The 15,404-nt window shown below is 55.7% G+C and carries 14 protein-coding genes; 8 read left to right on the forward strand and 6 right to left on the reverse strand.

Going from position 1 to position 15,404, the window contains the following annotated elements; all coding sequences use genetic code 11:
- Nucleotides 1-6 precede the first annotated feature (6 nt).
- Genes rpe through trpS form a run of 3 tightly spaced genes read left to right on the forward strand, consistent with a single transcriptional unit; the run spans nt 7 to nt 2,435 of the window.
- Nucleotides 7-684 (forward strand): ribulose-phosphate 3-epimerase, encoded by a 678-nt coding sequence (rpe, locus tag SIK69_RS05095; protein WP_319627010.1) that lies wholly within the window; start codon nt 7-9, stop codon nt 682-684.
- A complete protein-coding gene (gene gph, locus SIK69_RS05100; RefSeq protein ID WP_319627009.1) occupies nt 677-1,438 on the forward strand; it encodes a phosphoglycolate phosphatase in 762 nt (253 codons plus the stop codon). Before rpe ends, gph begins: the two co-directional genes overlap by 8 nt.
- Nucleotides 1,431-2,435 (forward strand): tryptophan--tRNA ligase, encoded by a 1,005-nt coding sequence (gene trpS / locus SIK69_RS05105; RefSeq protein ID WP_319627008.1) that lies wholly within the window; start codon nt 1,431-1,433, stop codon nt 2,433-2,435. The genes gph and trpS overlap by 8 nt, the downstream gene beginning before the upstream one ends.
- A 64-nt stretch (nt 2,436-2,499) precedes the next feature.
- Here the strand turns inward: trpS and SIK69_RS05110 are convergent, their stop codons facing one another.
- The 4 genes from SIK69_RS05110 to nirB all read right to left on the reverse strand — a co-directional run bounded on the left by SIK69_RS05110 (nt 2,500) and on the right by nirB (nt 7,201).
- Entirely contained in the window at nt 2,500-2,670 is a 171-nt protein-coding gene (locus tag SIK69_RS05110) for a YhfL family protein (RefSeq protein ID WP_319627007.1), read from the reverse strand.
- A gap of 232 nt (nt 2,671-2,902) precedes the next feature.
- Nucleotides 2,903-4,276 (reverse strand): siroheme synthase CysG, encoded by a 1,374-nt coding sequence (cysG, locus tag SIK69_RS05115; RefSeq protein ID WP_319785576.1) that lies wholly within the window; start codon nt 4,274-4,276, stop codon nt 2,903-2,905.
- Between the two features lie 61 nt (nt 4,277-4,337).
- The gene (gene nirD / locus SIK69_RS05120) at nt 4,338-4,661 is read right to left on the reverse strand and encodes a nitrite reductase small subunit NirD (RefSeq protein WP_319627005.1); all 324 of its coding nucleotides are present in this window, start codon (nt 4,659-4,661) and stop codon (nt 4,338-4,340) included.
- The gene (gene nirB / locus SIK69_RS05125; protein ID WP_319785577.1) at nt 4,658-7,201 is read right to left on the reverse strand and encodes a nitrite reductase large subunit NirB; all 2,544 of its coding nucleotides are present in this window, start codon (nt 7,199-7,201) and stop codon (nt 4,658-4,660) included. The genes nirD and nirB overlap by 4 nt, the downstream gene beginning before the upstream one ends.
- A gap of 190 nt (nt 7,202-7,391) precedes the next feature.
- On the opposite strand from nirB, the gene SIK69_RS05130 reads away from it, so the two are divergent.
- A complete protein-coding gene (locus SIK69_RS05130; protein WP_319627003.1) occupies nt 7,392-8,708 on the forward strand; it encodes a cytosine deaminase in 1,317 nt (438 codons plus the stop codon).
- Nucleotides 8,709-8,716: 8 nt separating this feature from the next.
- Here the strand turns inward: SIK69_RS05130 and tsgA are convergent, their stop codons facing one another.
- Complete coding sequence (gene tsgA, locus SIK69_RS05135; protein ID WP_319627002.1) at nt 8,717-9,901, reverse strand: MFS transporter TsgA; 1,185 nt, start codon at nt 9,899-9,901, stop codon at nt 8,717-8,719.
- Between the two features lie 280 nt (nt 9,902-10,181).
- On the opposite strand from tsgA, the gene ppiA reads away from it, so the two are divergent.
- The 4 genes from ppiA to argD all read left to right on the forward strand — a co-directional run bounded on the left by ppiA (nt 10,182) and on the right by argD (nt 13,332).
- Entirely contained in the window at nt 10,182-10,754 is a 573-nt protein-coding gene (gene ppiA, locus SIK69_RS05140) for a peptidylprolyl isomerase A (protein ID WP_319627001.1), read from the forward strand.
- Between the two features lie 83 nt (nt 10,755-10,837).
- Complete coding sequence (locus tag SIK69_RS05145) at nt 10,838-11,437, forward strand: putative adenosine monophosphate-protein transferase Fic (RefSeq protein ID WP_319785578.1); 600 nt, start codon at nt 10,838-10,840, stop codon at nt 11,435-11,437.
- Nucleotides 11,438-11,468: 31 nt separating this feature from the next.
- A complete protein-coding gene (pabA, locus tag SIK69_RS05150; RefSeq protein ID WP_319785579.1) occupies nt 11,469-12,032 on the forward strand; it encodes an aminodeoxychorismate synthase component 2 in 564 nt (187 codons plus the stop codon).
- 79 nt (nt 12,033-12,111) lie between these two features.
- A complete protein-coding gene (gene argD / locus SIK69_RS05155; RefSeq protein WP_319785580.1) occupies nt 12,112-13,332 on the forward strand; it encodes a bifunctional acetylornithine/succinyldiaminopimelate transaminase in 1,221 nt (406 codons plus the stop codon).
- Here argD and SIK69_RS05160 read toward each other — a convergent pair.
- Nucleotides 13,329-15,401: a YccS/YhfK family putative transporter gene (locus tag SIK69_RS05160; RefSeq protein WP_319785581.1), complete on the reverse strand. Its 2,073-nt coding sequence runs from the start codon at nt 15,399-15,401 to the stop codon at nt 13,329-13,331. The two genes, argD and SIK69_RS05160, sit on opposite strands and share 4 nt — an antisense overlap.
- Nucleotides 15,402-15,404: the final 3 nt, after the last annotated feature.

The following is a 15,404-nucleotide window of genomic DNA, read 5'->3' on the forward strand; positions in this document are numbered from 1 at the left end:
ATGCGGATGAAACAGTATTTGATTGCCCCTTCGATTCTGTCGGCAGACTTTGCCCGTCTGGGTGAAGATACCGCCAAAGCCCTGGCGGCAGGTGGCGATGTCGTCCACTTCGACGTAATGGACAACCACTATGTGCCCAATCTGACGATGGGCCCGATGGTGCTCAAAGCACTGCGTAACTACGGCATCACCGCTCCGATTGACGTCCACCTGATGGTCAAACCCGTTGACCGCATCATTCCTGATTTCGCCGCCGCAGGTGCCAGCATCATCACCTTCCATCCCGAAGCCTCCGACCATGTCGATCGCTCTTTGCAGCTGATTAAAGAACACGGTTGCAAGGCCGGCCTGGTGCTGAATCCGGCGACGCCGCTGAGCTATCTGGATCACGTGATGGACAAGCTGGACGTTATCCTGCTGATGTCCGTGAACCCCGGCTTCGGCGGTCAGTCTTTTATTCCACACACTCTCGATAAGCTGCGTGAAGTGCGCCGTCGGATTGATATCTCCGGGCTCGACATTCGCCTGGAAGTCGATGGCGGAGTGAAGGCCAATAACATTGGCGAGATTGCTGCCGCGGGTGCCGATATGTTTGTTGCCGGTTCGGCCATTTTTGACCAGCCGGACTACAAGAAAGTGATTGATGACATGCGCAGTGAACTGGCAAAGGTAAGTCATGAGTAAATTAGAAGCGATTCGGGGCGTAGCGTTTGACCTCGATGGAACGCTGGTCGACAGCGCGCCGGGCTTAACCGCCGCGGTAGACAGCGCCCTGTATGCGTTGGAACTGCCGACCGCAGGCGAAGAGCGCGTCATTACCTGGATTGGCAACGGGGCTGACGTGCTGATGGAGCGGGCGCTGAATTGGGCTCGTCAAGAGCGCGCCACCCAGCGTAAGGCGCAGGGTAAGCCGTCGGTTGATCATAACGATATCCCGCAAGATGAACAATTGCGTGTGTTGCGTAAGCTTTTTGATCGCTACTACGCGGAATTTGCCGAAGAAGGGAGCTATCTGTTCCCGGCGGTGGCGGAAACCCTGGACGCACTGCACGCCAAAGGCCTGCCGCTGGGTCTGGTCACCAATAAACCGTCGCCTTTCGTCGCCCCTCTGCTTGAGGCGCTGGATATCGCCAAATACTTCTCCGTGGTGATCGGCGGGGATGATGTGCAGAACAAAAAGCCGCATCCGGAACCGTTGCTGCTGCTGGCCGATAAACTGGGTCTGACGCCTGGCGCACTGTTGTTTGTCGGTGATTCACGCAATGATATTCAGGCGGCGTCCGCCGCGGGCTGCTGTTCCGTAGGCCTGACCTACGGCTACAACTACGGCGAAGCGATTGCCGATAGCCATCCCGACTTTGTATTTGACCATTTTAACGATTTGTTGCCCGCTCTCGGGCTCCCGCACAGTGAAATTCAGGAAGTGAAAAATGACTAAGCCCATCGTATTTAGTGGCGCACAGCCGTCTGGCGAATTGACCATTGGCAACTATATGGGTGCGCTGCGTCAATGGGTGAACATGCAGGACGATTACCATTGCATCTACTGCATCGTTGACCTGCATGCCATTACCGCCCGTCAGGATCCCGAGAAACTGCGTAAAGCGACGCTGGATACATTGGCGTTGTATCTGGCCTGCGGTATCGATCCTGAGAAGAGCACCATCTTCGTCCAGTCGCACGTGCCAGAGCACGCTCAGCTGGGTTGGGCGCTGAACTGCTACACCTACTTCGGCGAGCTGAGCCGCATGACGCAGTTTAAAGACAAGTCTGCTCGCTATGCCGAGAACATCAACGCGGGTCTGTTCGACTATCCGGTGCTGATGGCGGCCGACATTCTGCTGTACCAGACCAATCAGGTCCCGGTCGGTGAAGATCAGAAACAGCATCTGGAACTGAGTCGCGATATCGCCCAGCGTTTTAACGCGCTGTACGGTGAGGTGTTCAAAGTGCCTGAGCCGTTCATTCCGAAATCTGGCGCACGCGTGATGTCGCTGCTGGAACCGACCAAGAAGATGTCCAAATCTGACGATAACCGTAACAACGTGATCGGCCTGCTGGAAGATCCGAAATCGGTGGTGAAGAAAATCAAACGCGCGATGACGGATTCCGAAGAGCCGCCGGTGATTCGTTATGACGTGCAGAACAAAGCGGGGGTTTCCAACCTGCTGGATATTCTGTCCGGCGTGACTGGCCAGAGCATTCCAGAGCTGGAGCAGCACTTTGAAGGCAAAATGTATGGTCATCTGAAAGGCGAAGTGGCTGAAGCCGTTTCCGGTATGTTGACCGAGCTGCAGGAGCGTTATAACCGCTTCCGTAATGACGATGAGTTGTTGCAGAAGATAATGCGTGAAGGTGCGCAGAAGGCGAGCGCGCAGGCGGCTGAAACATTAAAAGCGGTGTACGAAGCAATTGGTTTTGTCGCCAGGCCGTAAGCGTCAGTAGAAATAAAAAAACCGGGACACGTTTCCCGGTTTTTTTATTTGTGCAGAAAGTTAATTATTTTTCGTCTGCCGGGCCACAGCCGCCAATGATGCGCGAAATAGAAATGGCAGGATGCAGTAAGTAATCATAACCACAGCTTTTGCTTCTGTTTTCTACATGACCAGTACAGGCAGTCAGCGTGCTGAGCGCCGCCAGTAAAGCGATCATTTTGATAGTGTGTTTCATTCGATAATCCCTTAAATATTGAAAATAAATTCCGTCGTACGATGGTTAAACGAGGCACGTTAATCATCAGCGGCGTGTGAATTTAAAGAATTATGATTGGCGCGACAACGACTATTGCTATTTACCCGTGTCCGGATGTGGATATAACATTGTCGTGAATATATAGAGGGGAAATATCATTTTAAAAAGAATGATTCTGATGCCGACATATTGCCGGCATCAGGCTGGGTATTTAATGATGTGAAAACCAGTTTAATTTATTACGCAGTTCAACGACCCTGCCTACGATAATCAGCGCCGGGCTGGCAACCTGCTGCGCCAGAACGCTTAACTGGGCCAGTTCACCGCTGACCACGCGTTGGCTAACGGTAGTGCCGTTTTCCACCAGCGCGACAGGCATATCAAGCGGCATACCGTGTTCGGCGAGCTTGGCTTGTATGGTCGCGGCCTGATTCAATCCCATATAGAACACCAGCGTTTGCTTCTCCGCCGCCAGGTTGTGCCAGTCGAGTTCGCTACCGGTTTTAAGATGACCCGTAACCAGTCGTACACTTTGCGCGTAATCGCGATGAGTCAGCGGAATGCCGGCGTAAGCTGAACAGCCCGACGCCGCGGTGATGCCGGGCACCACCGAGAAGGGGAGCCCAGCCTGGCACAGCGTTTCCAGTTCTTCCCCACCGCGACCGAAAATAAACGGATCGCCGCCTTTGAGACGCACCACGCGTTTGCCTTTCTGCGCTTCCCGTAGCAGGATTTGGTTGATCTCTTCCTGCGGCACACAGTGATAGCCCGCGCGTTTGCCGACGAATACCCGGTCCGCATCGCGGCGTACCAGATTCATGATTTCATCCGATACCAGACGGTCATAAACCACGATGTCCGCCTGCTGGATTTGCTGTAAGCCTTTCAGCGTCAGCAGCCCGGCATCGCCCGGCCCGGCACCCACCAGCACCACTTCACCGCGGTTATCCAGCGGCGCGTCGAGCAACTGTTCAGTGATTTCTGCCACCGCTTTGGCGTCCTGATTCGCCAGCGATTGTGCCAGGCGATCGTTCACAAACAGTTTTTCCCAGAAGCGGCGACGGTCGCCCATGTTGGCAAAGTGTTGTTTTACCCGGCTGCGTAACTGTCCGGCAAAGTGTGCCACCTGACCCAGATGCTGCGGCAGCATCGCTTCGAGCTTTTCCCGCAGCAGGCGCGCCAGAACCGGAGATGTTCCACCGGACGAGACGGCCACCATTAGCGGGGAACGGTCGATAATCGACGGCATGATGAAGCTGGCCTGTTTCGGGGCATCGACCACGTTACAGAAAATCCGGCGTTGCTCTGCTTCTGCGCTGACGCGGGCATTCACCGCATCGTCATCGGTGGCGGCGATGGCCAGCCAACAGCAGTCGAGCAGCGCGCTATCAAACTCACCTTCCACCAGTGTGAGCCTTCCGTTATCGGCCCACACCTGAAACTGCGGCACGAAGTCTTTCGCGTTAACGGTCAGGCGAGCGCCCGCCTCGAGCAGCAGACGGGCTTTGCGTTCCGCCACGTCGCCGCCGCCGACTAACAGGCAGTCACGGTCGTGCAGCTGACAGAAAATGGGTAAGTGATCCATGGTGTCTCGCAGATACAGGAGGAAAACAACTCCGGCGGCAGAATGCCGCCGGAAGGGGTTATCAGGCTTTCAATTGTACCTGACCGTCTTTCACGCGCACCTCAAAATGTGCAATGGAGTGACTTTCATCTTCCATGCACAACCCGTCACTGAGACGGAAACGCTGTTTTTTCAACGGACTGGCGACCCACAGCTCGCCGTTGTGCTCGGCGATCAGGCCGCGAGACAGCACGCTGGACTCGAAGAACGGGTCGATGTTGCTGATGGCGAAAAGCTGTTGGTCATGATGCGGGCGGAAAATGGCCACCTGTTCCTGACCAAGCAGTGCGCAAACGCCGGTTGCGGGCAGAATAGCGTCGATATTACAGATAGTTACCCAGCTCATACGTTTTCCTCCACCAGAGTGACCGGGATGCGCTCGTACGGCGTGGCCGGGCGATGCTGTTGACGTTCAGGCACAATCTGCACGTTCGGGTCGCGCTGTGCGCTGTTCACGAAGTGTTTAAAGCGACCCTGCGCCGCCGGATCGTTGACGGTCTCGGTCCATTCGCAGGCGAACAGGTCGCGCAGGCGCGCCAGTTCTTCTTCCAGATGATCGTTCAGGCCGAGCTTATCGTCGATGATAACGGCTTTCAGGTAGTCGATACCGCCTTCCAGATTATCGAGCCACGGCGCGGTACGGGTCAGTTTATCTGCGGTGCGGATGTAGAACATCATGAAGCGGTCGAGATATTTGATCAGTGTTTCTTTATCGAGATCGGCGGCCAGCAGATCCGCGTGACGCGGCTTCATGCCGCCGTTGCCGCAGACGTACAGGTTCCAGCCTTTTTCGGTCGCGATGATGCCGACATCTTTGCCCTGCGCTTCCGCACATTCGCGGGTACAGCCGGACACGCCGAACTTCATTTTGTGCGGGGTGCGGATACCCTTGTAGCGGTGTTCCAGCTCGACGCCGAAGCCCACGCTGTCGCCCACGCCGTAGCGGCACCAGGTGCTGCCGACGCAGGTTTTCGCCATTCGCAGTGCTTTGGCATAGGCATGACCGGTTTCAAATCCGGCTTCAATCAGCTGACGCCAGATTTCCGGCAGGTCATCTTTCTGCGCGCCGAACAGGCCGATACGCTGAGAGCCGGTGATTTTGGTGTAAAGATTAAAATCTTGTGCAATACGACCGACTGCCATCAGGCCGTCCGGGGTGATTTCGCCGCCGGGAGAACGTGGGATAACCGAGTAGGTACCGTCTTTCTGAATGTTGGCGAGGAAGTTGTCGTTGGTATCCTGCAACGGCGTGTGCTGTGGTTTGAGCACGTACTCATTCCAGCAGGAGGCCAGCAGGGAACCGACGGTCGGCTTACACACTTCGCAGCCGTAACCTTTGCCATATTTTTTCAGCAGGTCGTCGAAGGTTTTGATGCCTTCCACGCGAATCAGGTGATACAGCTCCTGGCGGGAGAAGGCGAAGTGTTCGCAGAGGTTGTGGTTGACCTCAATGCCCTGTTTCGCCAGTTCTGCATTCAGCACCTGCGTAACCAGGGGAATACAGCCGCCGCAGCCAGTCCCGGCTTTGGTTTCGGCTTTCAGTGCCGCCACGGTGTGACACCCGTTGTTGATGGCGCTGACGAGATCACCTTTAGTGACGTCGAAGCAGGAACAAATCTGCGCGCTGTCTGGCAGTTTATCGACGCCGATCGCCGGTTTGCCGCCCGCTGCATGAGCAGGCAGGATCAGTGCATCCGGATTTTCCGGCAGCTCAATGGCATTCAGCACCAGCTGCAGCAGGTTGCCGAAGTCGCTGGTATCACCGACCAGCACCGCACCGAGCAGGGTTTTGTTATCCGGGCTGACGATCAGACGTTTGTAGACTTCTTTGCTTTCGTCGAGGTACACGTAGCTGCGTGCGCCTGGGGTGCGACCATGCGCATCGCCAATCCCGCCGACGTCGACGCCGAGCAGTTTCAGCTTGGCGCTGAGATCTGCGCCTTCAAACACGTTTGCTTTGCCGAGAATATGATCGACCGCCACCTGCGCCATTTTGTAGCCCGGTGCGACCAGGCCGTACACGCGGTTGTTCCAGCTGGCGCATTCGCCGATGGCGTAGATATCCGGGTCGGAGGTCTGGCAGGTGTCATTCACCATGATGCCGCCGCGCTGGCCGGTTGCCAGGCCACACTGGGTTGCCAGTTTGTCTCGGGGACGAATGCCGGTAGAGAAGACGATAAAATCGATTTCGAGCTCGCTGCCATCGGCAAAGCGCATGGTTTTACGCGCTTCGGTGCCTTCCTGGACGATCTCTTTGGTGTTCTTGCTGGTGTGAACTTTTACGCCGAGGCTTTCGATTTTGCGCTTCAGCTGGTCGCCGCCCATCGGGTCGAGCTGCTCTGCCATCAGCATTGGGGCAAATTCGATCACGTGGGTTTCGACGCCGAGGTTCTTCAGTGCGCCAGCCGCTTCGAGACCGAGCAGACCACCGCCGACCACCGCGCCGCGTTTGCTGCGACGGGCGCAGGCTTCGATGGCGTTCAAATCTTCGATGGTGCGGTAAACAAAGCAGTCCTGGGTATCAGAGCCTTTGATCGGCGGGATCCACGGATAGGAACCGGTCGCCATGATCAGTTTGTCGTAAAACACCGACCGACCCGCACTTGAGTGAATCACCTTTTCCTGACGGTTAATGGTGATAGCGCGTTCGCCAATCAGCACCTTAACGCCATGCTTCTCGTAGAACCCTTCGCGAACCAGCGAAAGTTCTTCCGCCGTGTGGTGAGAGAAGTAAGATGAGAGATGCACGCGGTCGTAGGCGATACGGGGTTCTTCACAGAAGACGGTAATCTCAAACTGATCTGCCGGGGCTTTATCGAGAAGATCCTCAATAAAGCGGTGGCCGACCATGCCGTTACCGATAATAGCGAGTCTGACTTTGCTCATTTTTGCCTCGATTTCTTTTCTATTACCGCCTACCTTAACGATTCAGCTACGTTACTTATTGATGTGAATCAAATACGCCTTTACCTACTCCCTAATGGGTAGATAATTGATTTGTCAGGATTTTTATAAGTTACGGAAATGCCAGAAGTTTCTCTGTTGCTGAAAAAATGCACAAAATGTGGGGGTAATAATGAGCACGACACCGTTATGGATTATCGAGAATGTGCGTTTGCCGGGGCGCGAAGGACTGTGGCAGCTGGGGATTGAAAACGGGCGTTTCCAGTCCATCACACCGATGGCGGAAACCCGACACGAAAGTTTGGAAGTGCTCAACGCACGCGGCGGGCTGGCGATCCCCCCGTTTATCGAACCACATATTCATCTCGATACCACCCAAACCGCCGGGGAGCCTAACTGGAATCAATCTGGCACACTGTTTGAAGGCATTGAGCGTTGGGCTGAGCGCAAGGCAATGCTTACCCACGAAGACGTAAAAGCCCGGGCGTGGAAAACGCTGAAATGGCAAATTGCCAACGGCATTCAGTTCGTGCGTACCCACGTGGACGTATCCGACCCGACCCTGACCGCGTTGAAAGCCATGCTGGAAGTGAAGCAGGAAGTGGCCCCGTGGGTAGAGTTGCAGATTGTGGCCTTTCCACAGGAGGGGATCCTCTCGTACCCTGATGGCGCGGCGCTGCTGGAGAAAGCGCTGCAGCTCGGTGCGGATGTGGTGGGTGCCATCCCGCATTTCGAATTTACCCGCGAGTATGGGGTGGAGTCGCTGCACATCGCCTTTGCGCTGGCGAAGAAATATGACCGGCCGCTGGATATACATTGCGATGAAATCGACGATGAACAGTCGCGGTTTGTCGAGACCGTCGCGGCGCTGGCGCTCAAAGAGGACATTGGCCCGCGTGTGACCGCCAGCCATACCACCGCCATGCACTCCTATAACGGGGCGTATACCTCGCGGCTGTTCCGCTTGCTCAAACTGTCGGGGATTAACTTTGTCGCCAACCCGCTGGTGAATATTCATCTGCAAGGGCGGTTCGATGATTACCCGAAACGCCGGGGTATCACGCGGGTGAAGGAGTTGCTGGGCGCAGGGATTAACGTCTGCTTTGGTCATGATGATGTGTTTGACCCGTGGTACCCGCTGGGCACAGGCAATATGTTGCAGGTGCTGCATATGGGGCTGCATGTATGTCAGATGATGGGCTATCAGCAAATTAATGACGGGCTGCACCTGATTACCCATAACAGCGCCAGAACCTTTGGCCTGACGGATTATGGGATTGAGGTCGGTAACACAGCGAACCTGATTATCCTCCCGGCAGAAAACGGGTTTGAAGCGGTGCGCTGTCAGGTGCCGGTTCGCTGGTCGATTCGCCAGGGGCGGGTGATTGCGAGCACCCAACTGGCGCAAACCTGGGTGCAGATGGATAACGGCGGGGAAGAGGTGTTCTTTACGCGGAACAGCCCCTTTACCGGTGGTAAAGGGGCGTAGGGCAAAACTTAGTGGTTTGCTGCCGCCGCATTATGCTGGCGGTGACGGCTCACAAAGCCCAGCACCAGACACATCACGAAGACCACCGCGTACAGACCGTTGGCGGTATGCAGCGCCGCCAGCGGGCCGCTGTGGGCCACAATTGGGCCGGTGACCACGAAGGTCAGCATGGTGCCGATGGTGCCGCAGGTCAGGACGAAGTTCACCAGCTTCGGCGAGGCGACTTTCGTCTGCAAGGAGCCGAGGGTGATGATGGAGGTGTAAATGGCACTGGAGAAGAAGCCCAGGGTCAGAATGAACCACGGCATGTGCTCCGGCGAACCGTTGATGAACAGGTACATCAGCACCGTGGCCATACCTGCCAGCACGGTCAAAATACGCTGCAAATCGAAGAAGCGCAGGATGAAGCTGAACGCCCACATGCCGAACATATACGACATCCAGAAGTCACTCACCAGCTGCCCGGCATCACCGAGGCTCATACCCAGACCTTTGGCATATTCCGGCACCCAGGAGATAAAGCCCAGCTGGCCGAGGATGTAGCACAGCGCCGCCACCGACAGGAACAGCACGCCGATACCCCATTTCTCTTTTGCCACCGGCTGCGCGCTGGTTTCGGCTTTATTACCCAGAACCGGGAAATCACAGCCGAAGGTCAGTCCGAAAATCGCGACATACACCAGCCCGATGCAGGCATACACCCAGTACCACTCGATGCTACGCGCCAGTAGCCAGGCGGCAACCATTGGGAAAATCATCCCGGCCATGCTGAAGAAGGAGTCGGTAAACAGCAGGCGTGCGCCGCGCTGACGGCCTTCATACATGTGAGTAATCAGGAACGTACCGATCGACATGGTTATCCCGCTGACCAGCCCGAGCACGAACATCGAGGCGGAGAACAGGGCAAGGCTGTGGCTGGTCATCAGACCGGCGATGGCAAGCACCATCAAAATAAAGCCGAAACGCAGTTGAGTTTTCAGCGGCACGATTTCCATCAGCCAGGCGTTGAGGAAGATAGAAATCAAAATCCCGGCGTTCAGGAAGGTAAAGGTATTGCTCATGCTGGAGACCGGCAGATGGAAATAATCGGCGATATTTCCCATCACCATACCGGTGACAATAACCAATGCCCCGGTCAGGGCGTAGGAGAAAAAGCTGATCCATGTGAGCTTGATGCGGTTGCTGTTAGTCATGACTGGCCTGTGTACAGAACGGTAAAACGCATTGACAATGCGCGGGGTGGGCAGATTTTATGCATTACAGTGACGGAGGCAAAGGTTTATTCTGAAAACGATGAAATAATTCCGAATCTATCGTGATATTAATCACGATTTTTTGCCGGAGTGCTGCCTGCTGACGAAGTAATAAATGTCACAAATACGTAAACTTTAGTAAAAGGCTGGTCTGCGCGTCGAGAGCCTTTTAGAATCAAGCGATTCGCAGGCTCTCTCGTTCCCGTTTTAAGGAATTCACATGCTCAAATCTACTCTGGCTGCCGTGGCGGCTGTACTTGCAATGTCGGCTATCTCTCCCGTTGCTCTGGCTGCTCCAGCCTCCCCGCACGTCCTGCTGACCACCTCCGCCGGTAATATCGAGCTGGAGCTGAACAGCCAGAAAGCGCCGGTTTCCGTCGAGAACTTCGTGAGCTATGTGAACAGTGGTTTTTATAACAACACCACTTTCCACCGCGTTATCCCAGGCTTCATGATTCAGGGTGGCGGTTTCACCGAGCAGATGCAGCAGAAGCAGCCAAACCCGCCGATTAAAAACGAAGCTGACAATGGCCTGCGTAACACTCGCGGCACCATTTCTATGGCGCGTACTGCGGATAAAGATAGCGCCACCAGCCAGTTCTTTATCAACGTAGCGGATAACGCCTTCCTCGACCACGGCCAGCGTGACTTTGGCTACGCGGTATTTGGTAAAGTGGTGAAAGGGATGGACGTGGCTGACAAGATTTCTCAGGTCGCCTCCCATGACGTCGGTCCTTACCAGAATGTGCCGACAAAACCGGTTGTTATCCTTTCTGCGAAAGTCCTGCCGTAAACCTTCTCAGTCGGGGCCTTCCTGCGTGATCCGAAATTGCTGCTTATACTTGTGGCAAAAGCGGAACCGTCAGGGAGGTCCAGATGAAAAAGCTCACCGAAAAGCAAAAAATCCGTCTGTGGGAACAGCGGCGTAGCCGTTCGTTTGAGGCCAGCTGTCGGCTGGATGTACCTGAACCTCACGCCCAGGATGCGCTTTTTGCCCAACGCGTCGATACCCTTGAGCTTGGCCCACTGCATCGTGGTTTGCCGTGGCTGTGTGCTATTCACCAGCAGATTTTCCAGGATGTCTGGGATTGGGCAGGAGAACTGCGTGAGGTGGATATCTCCCGGGGTGATATCCGTTTCTGCCATTTCGAGTACATCGAAAATGAAGGCAACGATCTGATGCAGGCGCTGGAAGACGAGCATTACCTCGTCGGCCTGCCTAAAGCGGAGTTTATCCGTCGACTGGCGCACTATTACTGCGAAATTAACGTCCTGCACCCGTTCTTTATCGGCAGTGGCAGGGCGCAGCGGGTGTTCTTCGAACAGTTGGCCATTCACGCGGGCTACGTGTTGGACTGGCGCGTTATAGACCCACAGGCATGGAGCCAGGCGAATGAGAGCGGGGCGCTGGGCGATTTAGCGCCGCTGATTACCCTGTTCACTAAAGTGGTGAGCGAAGCGCAGGAAACTGAGTAGAATAGCGCGGTTTGCTGTTACCGGAGCCGCCATGATCCTGCTTATTGATAACTACGATTCGTTTACCTGGAACCTTTACCAGTACTTTTGTGAACTCGGTGCCGAGGTACAGGTCAGACGCAACGATGACATCACACTGGATGAGATAGCCCGGCTTTCCCCGGCAAAAATCGTGATTTCTCCCGGCCCCTGTACCCCGGATGAATCGGGCGTATCGCTCGAGGTGATTCGTCACTACGCCGGTAAAACGCCGATTCTGGGCGTGTGCCTGGGCCATCAGGCGATTGCTCAAGTATTGGGTGCTACCATTGTCCGTGCGGCAAAGGTGATGCACGGTAAAACCTCACCGATAACGCATAACGGCCAGGGCGTATTCGCCGGATTGAATAATCCGCTGATCGTCACACGCTACCATTCTCTGCTGATTGACCCGCCCACGCTGCCCGCTGATTTTGAAATAACCGCCCAGAGTGAAAGTGGCGAGATCATGGGCATTCGCCACCGCCAGTGGGATCTCGAAGGGGTGCAGTTTCACCCGGAAAGTATCCTTAGTGAGCAGGGCCATCAGCTGCTGGATAACTTCCTGAAACGATAATTCACCTTGCCATGATGTGATTTATTATGCATATTTCGTGATTATTATTTCATAATCATTGCTGCATAAGAGGAATGTCATGGCGACTGAACAGGCTGCAATTACCCGTGCTACGTTTGATGAAGTGATCCTGCCCATCTATGCCCCGGCAGAGTTTATCCCGGTGAAGGGAAAGGGCAGTCGGGTGTGGGATCAGCAGGGCAACGAGTTCGTTGATTTCGCGGGGGGAATTGCAGTCACGGCGCTGGGGCATTGCCATCCGGCGCTGGTAGAAGCGCTGAAAAGCCAGGGCGAAACGCTGTGGCATACCAGCAACGTGTTCACCAATGAACCGGCGCTGCGCTTGGGCCGTAAGCTGGTGGCCGCCACGTTTGCCGAGCGCGTGGTGTTTATGAACTCCGGTACGGAAGCCAATGAAACGGCATTTAAACTGGCGCGCTACTATGCCTCTACGCGCCACAGCCCGTACAAAACCAAAATCATCGCGTTCCACAACGCCTTCCACGGCCGTTCGCTGTTTACCGTTTCGGTCGGTGGACAGCCTAAATACTCCGACGGCTTCGGGCCAAAACCGGCCGATATCATCCACGTTCCCTTTAACGACCTGCACGCGGTGCAAGCGGTGATGGACGATCACACCTGCGCAGTGGTGGTTGAGCCGATTCAGGGCGAAGGCGGGGTGATGGCGGCCACGCCTGAATTCCTCAAAGGGCTGCGCGAGTTATGCGACCAGCATCAGGCGCTGTTAGTGTTTGATGAAGTGCAGAGCGGCATGGGGCGTACCGGGTCGCTGTTTGCCTATCAGCATTACGGCGTGACGCCGGATATTCTCACCAGTGCCAAAGCGTTAGGCGGCGGTTTCCCGGTGAGCGCCGTGCTGACCACCGAAGAGATAGCCAGCGCATTTCACGTCGGTTCGCACGGGTCGACCTATGGCGGTAATCCACTGGCCTGCGCGGTGGCTGGGGCGGCGTTTGACATTATTAACACGCCAGAAGTGCTGGACGGCGTAAATGCAAAGCGCGCGCGTTTTGTGAAGCATCTGCAACAGATCGACGCCGAGCTGGATGTTTTCAGCGATGTACGCGGCATGGGTTTGCTGATTGGCGCTGAGCTGAAGCCGCAGTACAAAGGCCGCGCACGCGATTTCCTCCACGCTGCCGCGCATGAAGGTGTAATGGTGCTCAACGCCGGGCCGGACGTAATGCGCTTTGCCCCTTCTCTGGTGGTGGAAGAGGCGGATATTGACGAGGGGATGACGCGTTTTGCCGCTGCGGTGAAGAAGGTCGTGAAAAGCTAAGCGCGCTTCTTCAACCAAATCCCATGATGTGGGCGCTGACGCCATGCCACTGAAGAGATGGTGTGCATGGTGTTCAGATGCCCCAGAATACGTTGTAGATGCTGTTCCATGGTGCTGAGCGGTCCATGCGTCATCGTGTCCGTAGACTCCATGATATTCGCATCCCCGCTACCTCCCGCCTCGTCATACTCCAGCCGCTGTTGGCAGCGTTGCAACGCAATTTCGCAGGACTGTAAATAACGCTGAGCCAAATCGTTGGTCAGCATGTTGTGTTCGCGCGCCAGCGTGGTCATGGCATTGATATGCTCGACGATAAACTGGCTGTGCGTTACCCACAGTTTCATGTCCTCCAGATAATGTGAGTTAAAGCCCGGTTCCTGCATCGCCTGATTCAGCGAGTTGAACAACGCGTTATGCGCCTGATTCACACGCATTCGCTGATACGCCAGGGTGGGTGCCTGCGGGTCGCTACTGAGGATCAGCCGCAGGGCATCCTGGTCGGCCTCCAGCGCCTGCTGGGCATTTTTACGCAGGAGCCCACTTTGCCACTGCGGCCACAGCCAGACCATTCCACCGAAGGCAATCAGACAACCAATTACCGTGTCGACAAGACGGGCGAGAATGAAATGTTCGCCGTTGAGCGTCAGTAGCTGAATGGTGTACACCGCGGTGACCGTAAAGCCCACGGTGGCCCAACCGTAGCTCTTACGAATGATCAGATAGCTCGCAAGGGTAATCAATAACATGGACGCCAGGGTGTAGCCTTCCGGTACGTGGAAGTGCAAGGTGCCAGCGGCAATCACTAGCCCGGCCAGCGTGCCCGCGGCCCGGTGAAAAATTCGCACTCGCGTTGCGCCGTAGCCGTTCTGCGTTACCAGCAGGACGGTCATCAGGATCCAGTACGGTTTCGGAAGATTCAGCGCCGCTCCCATCAGGCTGGCGATGCTCAGCATCACGCTGATTCGCGCCGCGTTTCGCAGCGCCGGAGATTTAAACGACAGGTAGCTTTTCAGCGCGGCGAAAACCGGCAGACGGCGTTCGTTATCAGCCATCAGATTGCGCGGGTACAGCGGGCGTTGCATCCGCAATACGCGGGCGATGCGGCTGAAATGCCAGGCGCAAAACTGGCCGACGGGATTATCCGGGTGCTGATGGGCAATTTTTTCCAGAGCACCAATTTGTTTATCCATGTTAAAGCGCTGCGGAAAACGGTGATAGAGGATGTCATCGGCCATCACCCGCAGCCGGGCGGCGATGGTTTGCGCATTCCAGCGGATCACCGCTTCAGCATGGCTGCGTTCCACCAGTTTCTGCACTTCTGCGGGCTGGTGCAGGCTGACCGAAATATGTTCTTGCAGATCGAGGCCAATCTGGAAGGCGCGCAGCAGGCGCTTATATTCGTGATTCTGGTTGGCGGCCAGCATGTGCATTTGCTGGTAACACTGGGTAATCAGGTCGACGGCTTTTTGCTGTCGAGTGAGCAGTGGCGGCAGCGCTTTTTCCGGATCGGTATGCTGGGTCAGCAGGCTATATTTGGCTTCACAATAATCCGCCAGCTGGCGATAGAGCAGGCTCAGGGATTCGCGCAGCGGCTGTTCGCGCCACATCCAGAACCAGAACCAGTTAAACAGGCCGTACCACAGGGTGCCGAGAGCGTAAATCAGCAGCGGCTGCCACACTGGCATATTGCCTGCCAGGCTGAGGGTGAAGATCGAGGCAATCAGCGAAGCGGGCAGCAGGCGCGCGTGCAGAGAACTGATTTCGGCGGTAACGCCGAGCAGCATCGCCAACCCGCTCAGAATAATGGGCAGCGGTACGTCACGCGCCAGTAACAACTGCACCGCGAGGCTACAGCCCGCAAACAGCGAACCGCCAATAATCAACCGTTTGAAGAAGCGTTTGTGGGGCGTGTCCAGCCCGGCAATGTTGCAGCAGGCGGGAACCAATGAAAACAGCAGACCGTACTTGAGATACCCCAAAGCCAGACCGATAGCCACGGGTAAACAGAGCACCAGCGTTTGTCGCAGTGCGTAGTTAATTTCCGGGTGATAAATCAGCCTGCGCCACATGAG

It is taken from the genome of Scandinavium lactucae (assembly GCF_033843265.1).
In the GTDB taxonomy this organism is placed as follows: Bacteria; Pseudomonadota; Gammaproteobacteria; order Enterobacterales; family Enterobacteriaceae; genus Scandinavium; species Scandinavium lactucae.

What these genes read in the sequence shown, in the direction of transcription:
- rpe (WP_319627010.1), top strand. Translation starts at nt 7, where the DNA reads ATGAAACAGTATTTGATTGCCCCTTCGATTCTGTCGGCAGACTTTGCC.
- gph (WP_319627009.1), top strand. Translation starts at nt 677, where the DNA reads ATGAGTAAATTAGAAGCGATTCGGGGCGTAGCGTTTGACCTCGATGGA.
- trpS (WP_319627008.1), top strand. Translation starts at nt 1,431, where the DNA reads ATGACTAAGCCCATCGTATTTAGTGGCGCACAGCCGTCTGGCGAATTG.
- SIK69_RS05110 (WP_319627007.1), bottom strand. Translation starts at nt 2,670, where the DNA reads ATGAAACACACTATCAAAATGATCGCTTTACTGGCGGCGCTCAGCACG.
- cysG (WP_319785576.1), bottom strand. Translation starts at nt 4,276, where the DNA reads ATGGATCACTTACCCATTTTCTGTCAGCTGCACGACCGTGACTGCCTG.
- nirD (WP_319627005.1), bottom strand. Translation starts at nt 4,661, where the DNA reads ATGAGCTGGGTAACTATCTGTAATATCGACGCTATTCTGCCCGCAACC.
- nirB (WP_319785577.1), bottom strand. Translation starts at nt 7,201, where the DNA reads ATGAGCAAAGTCAGACTCGCTATTATCGGTAACGGCATGGTCGGCCAC.
- SIK69_RS05130 (WP_319627003.1), top strand. Translation starts at nt 7,392, where the DNA reads ATGAGCACGACACCGTTATGGATTATCGAGAATGTGCGTTTGCCGGGG.
- tsgA (WP_319627002.1), bottom strand. Translation starts at nt 9,901, where the DNA reads ATGACTAACAGCAACCGCATCAAGCTCACATGGATCAGCTTTTTCTCC.
- ppiA (WP_319627001.1), top strand. Translation starts at nt 10,182, where the DNA reads ATGCTCAAATCTACTCTGGCTGCCGTGGCGGCTGTACTTGCAATGTCG.
- SIK69_RS05145 (WP_319785578.1), top strand. Translation starts at nt 10,838, where the DNA reads ATGAAAAAGCTCACCGAAAAGCAAAAAATCCGTCTGTGGGAACAGCGG.
- pabA (WP_319785579.1), top strand. Translation starts at nt 11,469, where the DNA reads ATGATCCTGCTTATTGATAACTACGATTCGTTTACCTGGAACCTTTAC.
- argD (WP_319785580.1), top strand. Translation starts at nt 12,112, where the DNA reads ATGGCGACTGAACAGGCTGCAATTACCCGTGCTACGTTTGATGAAGTG.
- SIK69_RS05160 (WP_319785581.1), bottom strand. Translation starts at nt 15,401, where the DNA reads ATGTGGCGCAGGCTGATTTATCACCCGGAAATTAACTACGCACTGCGA.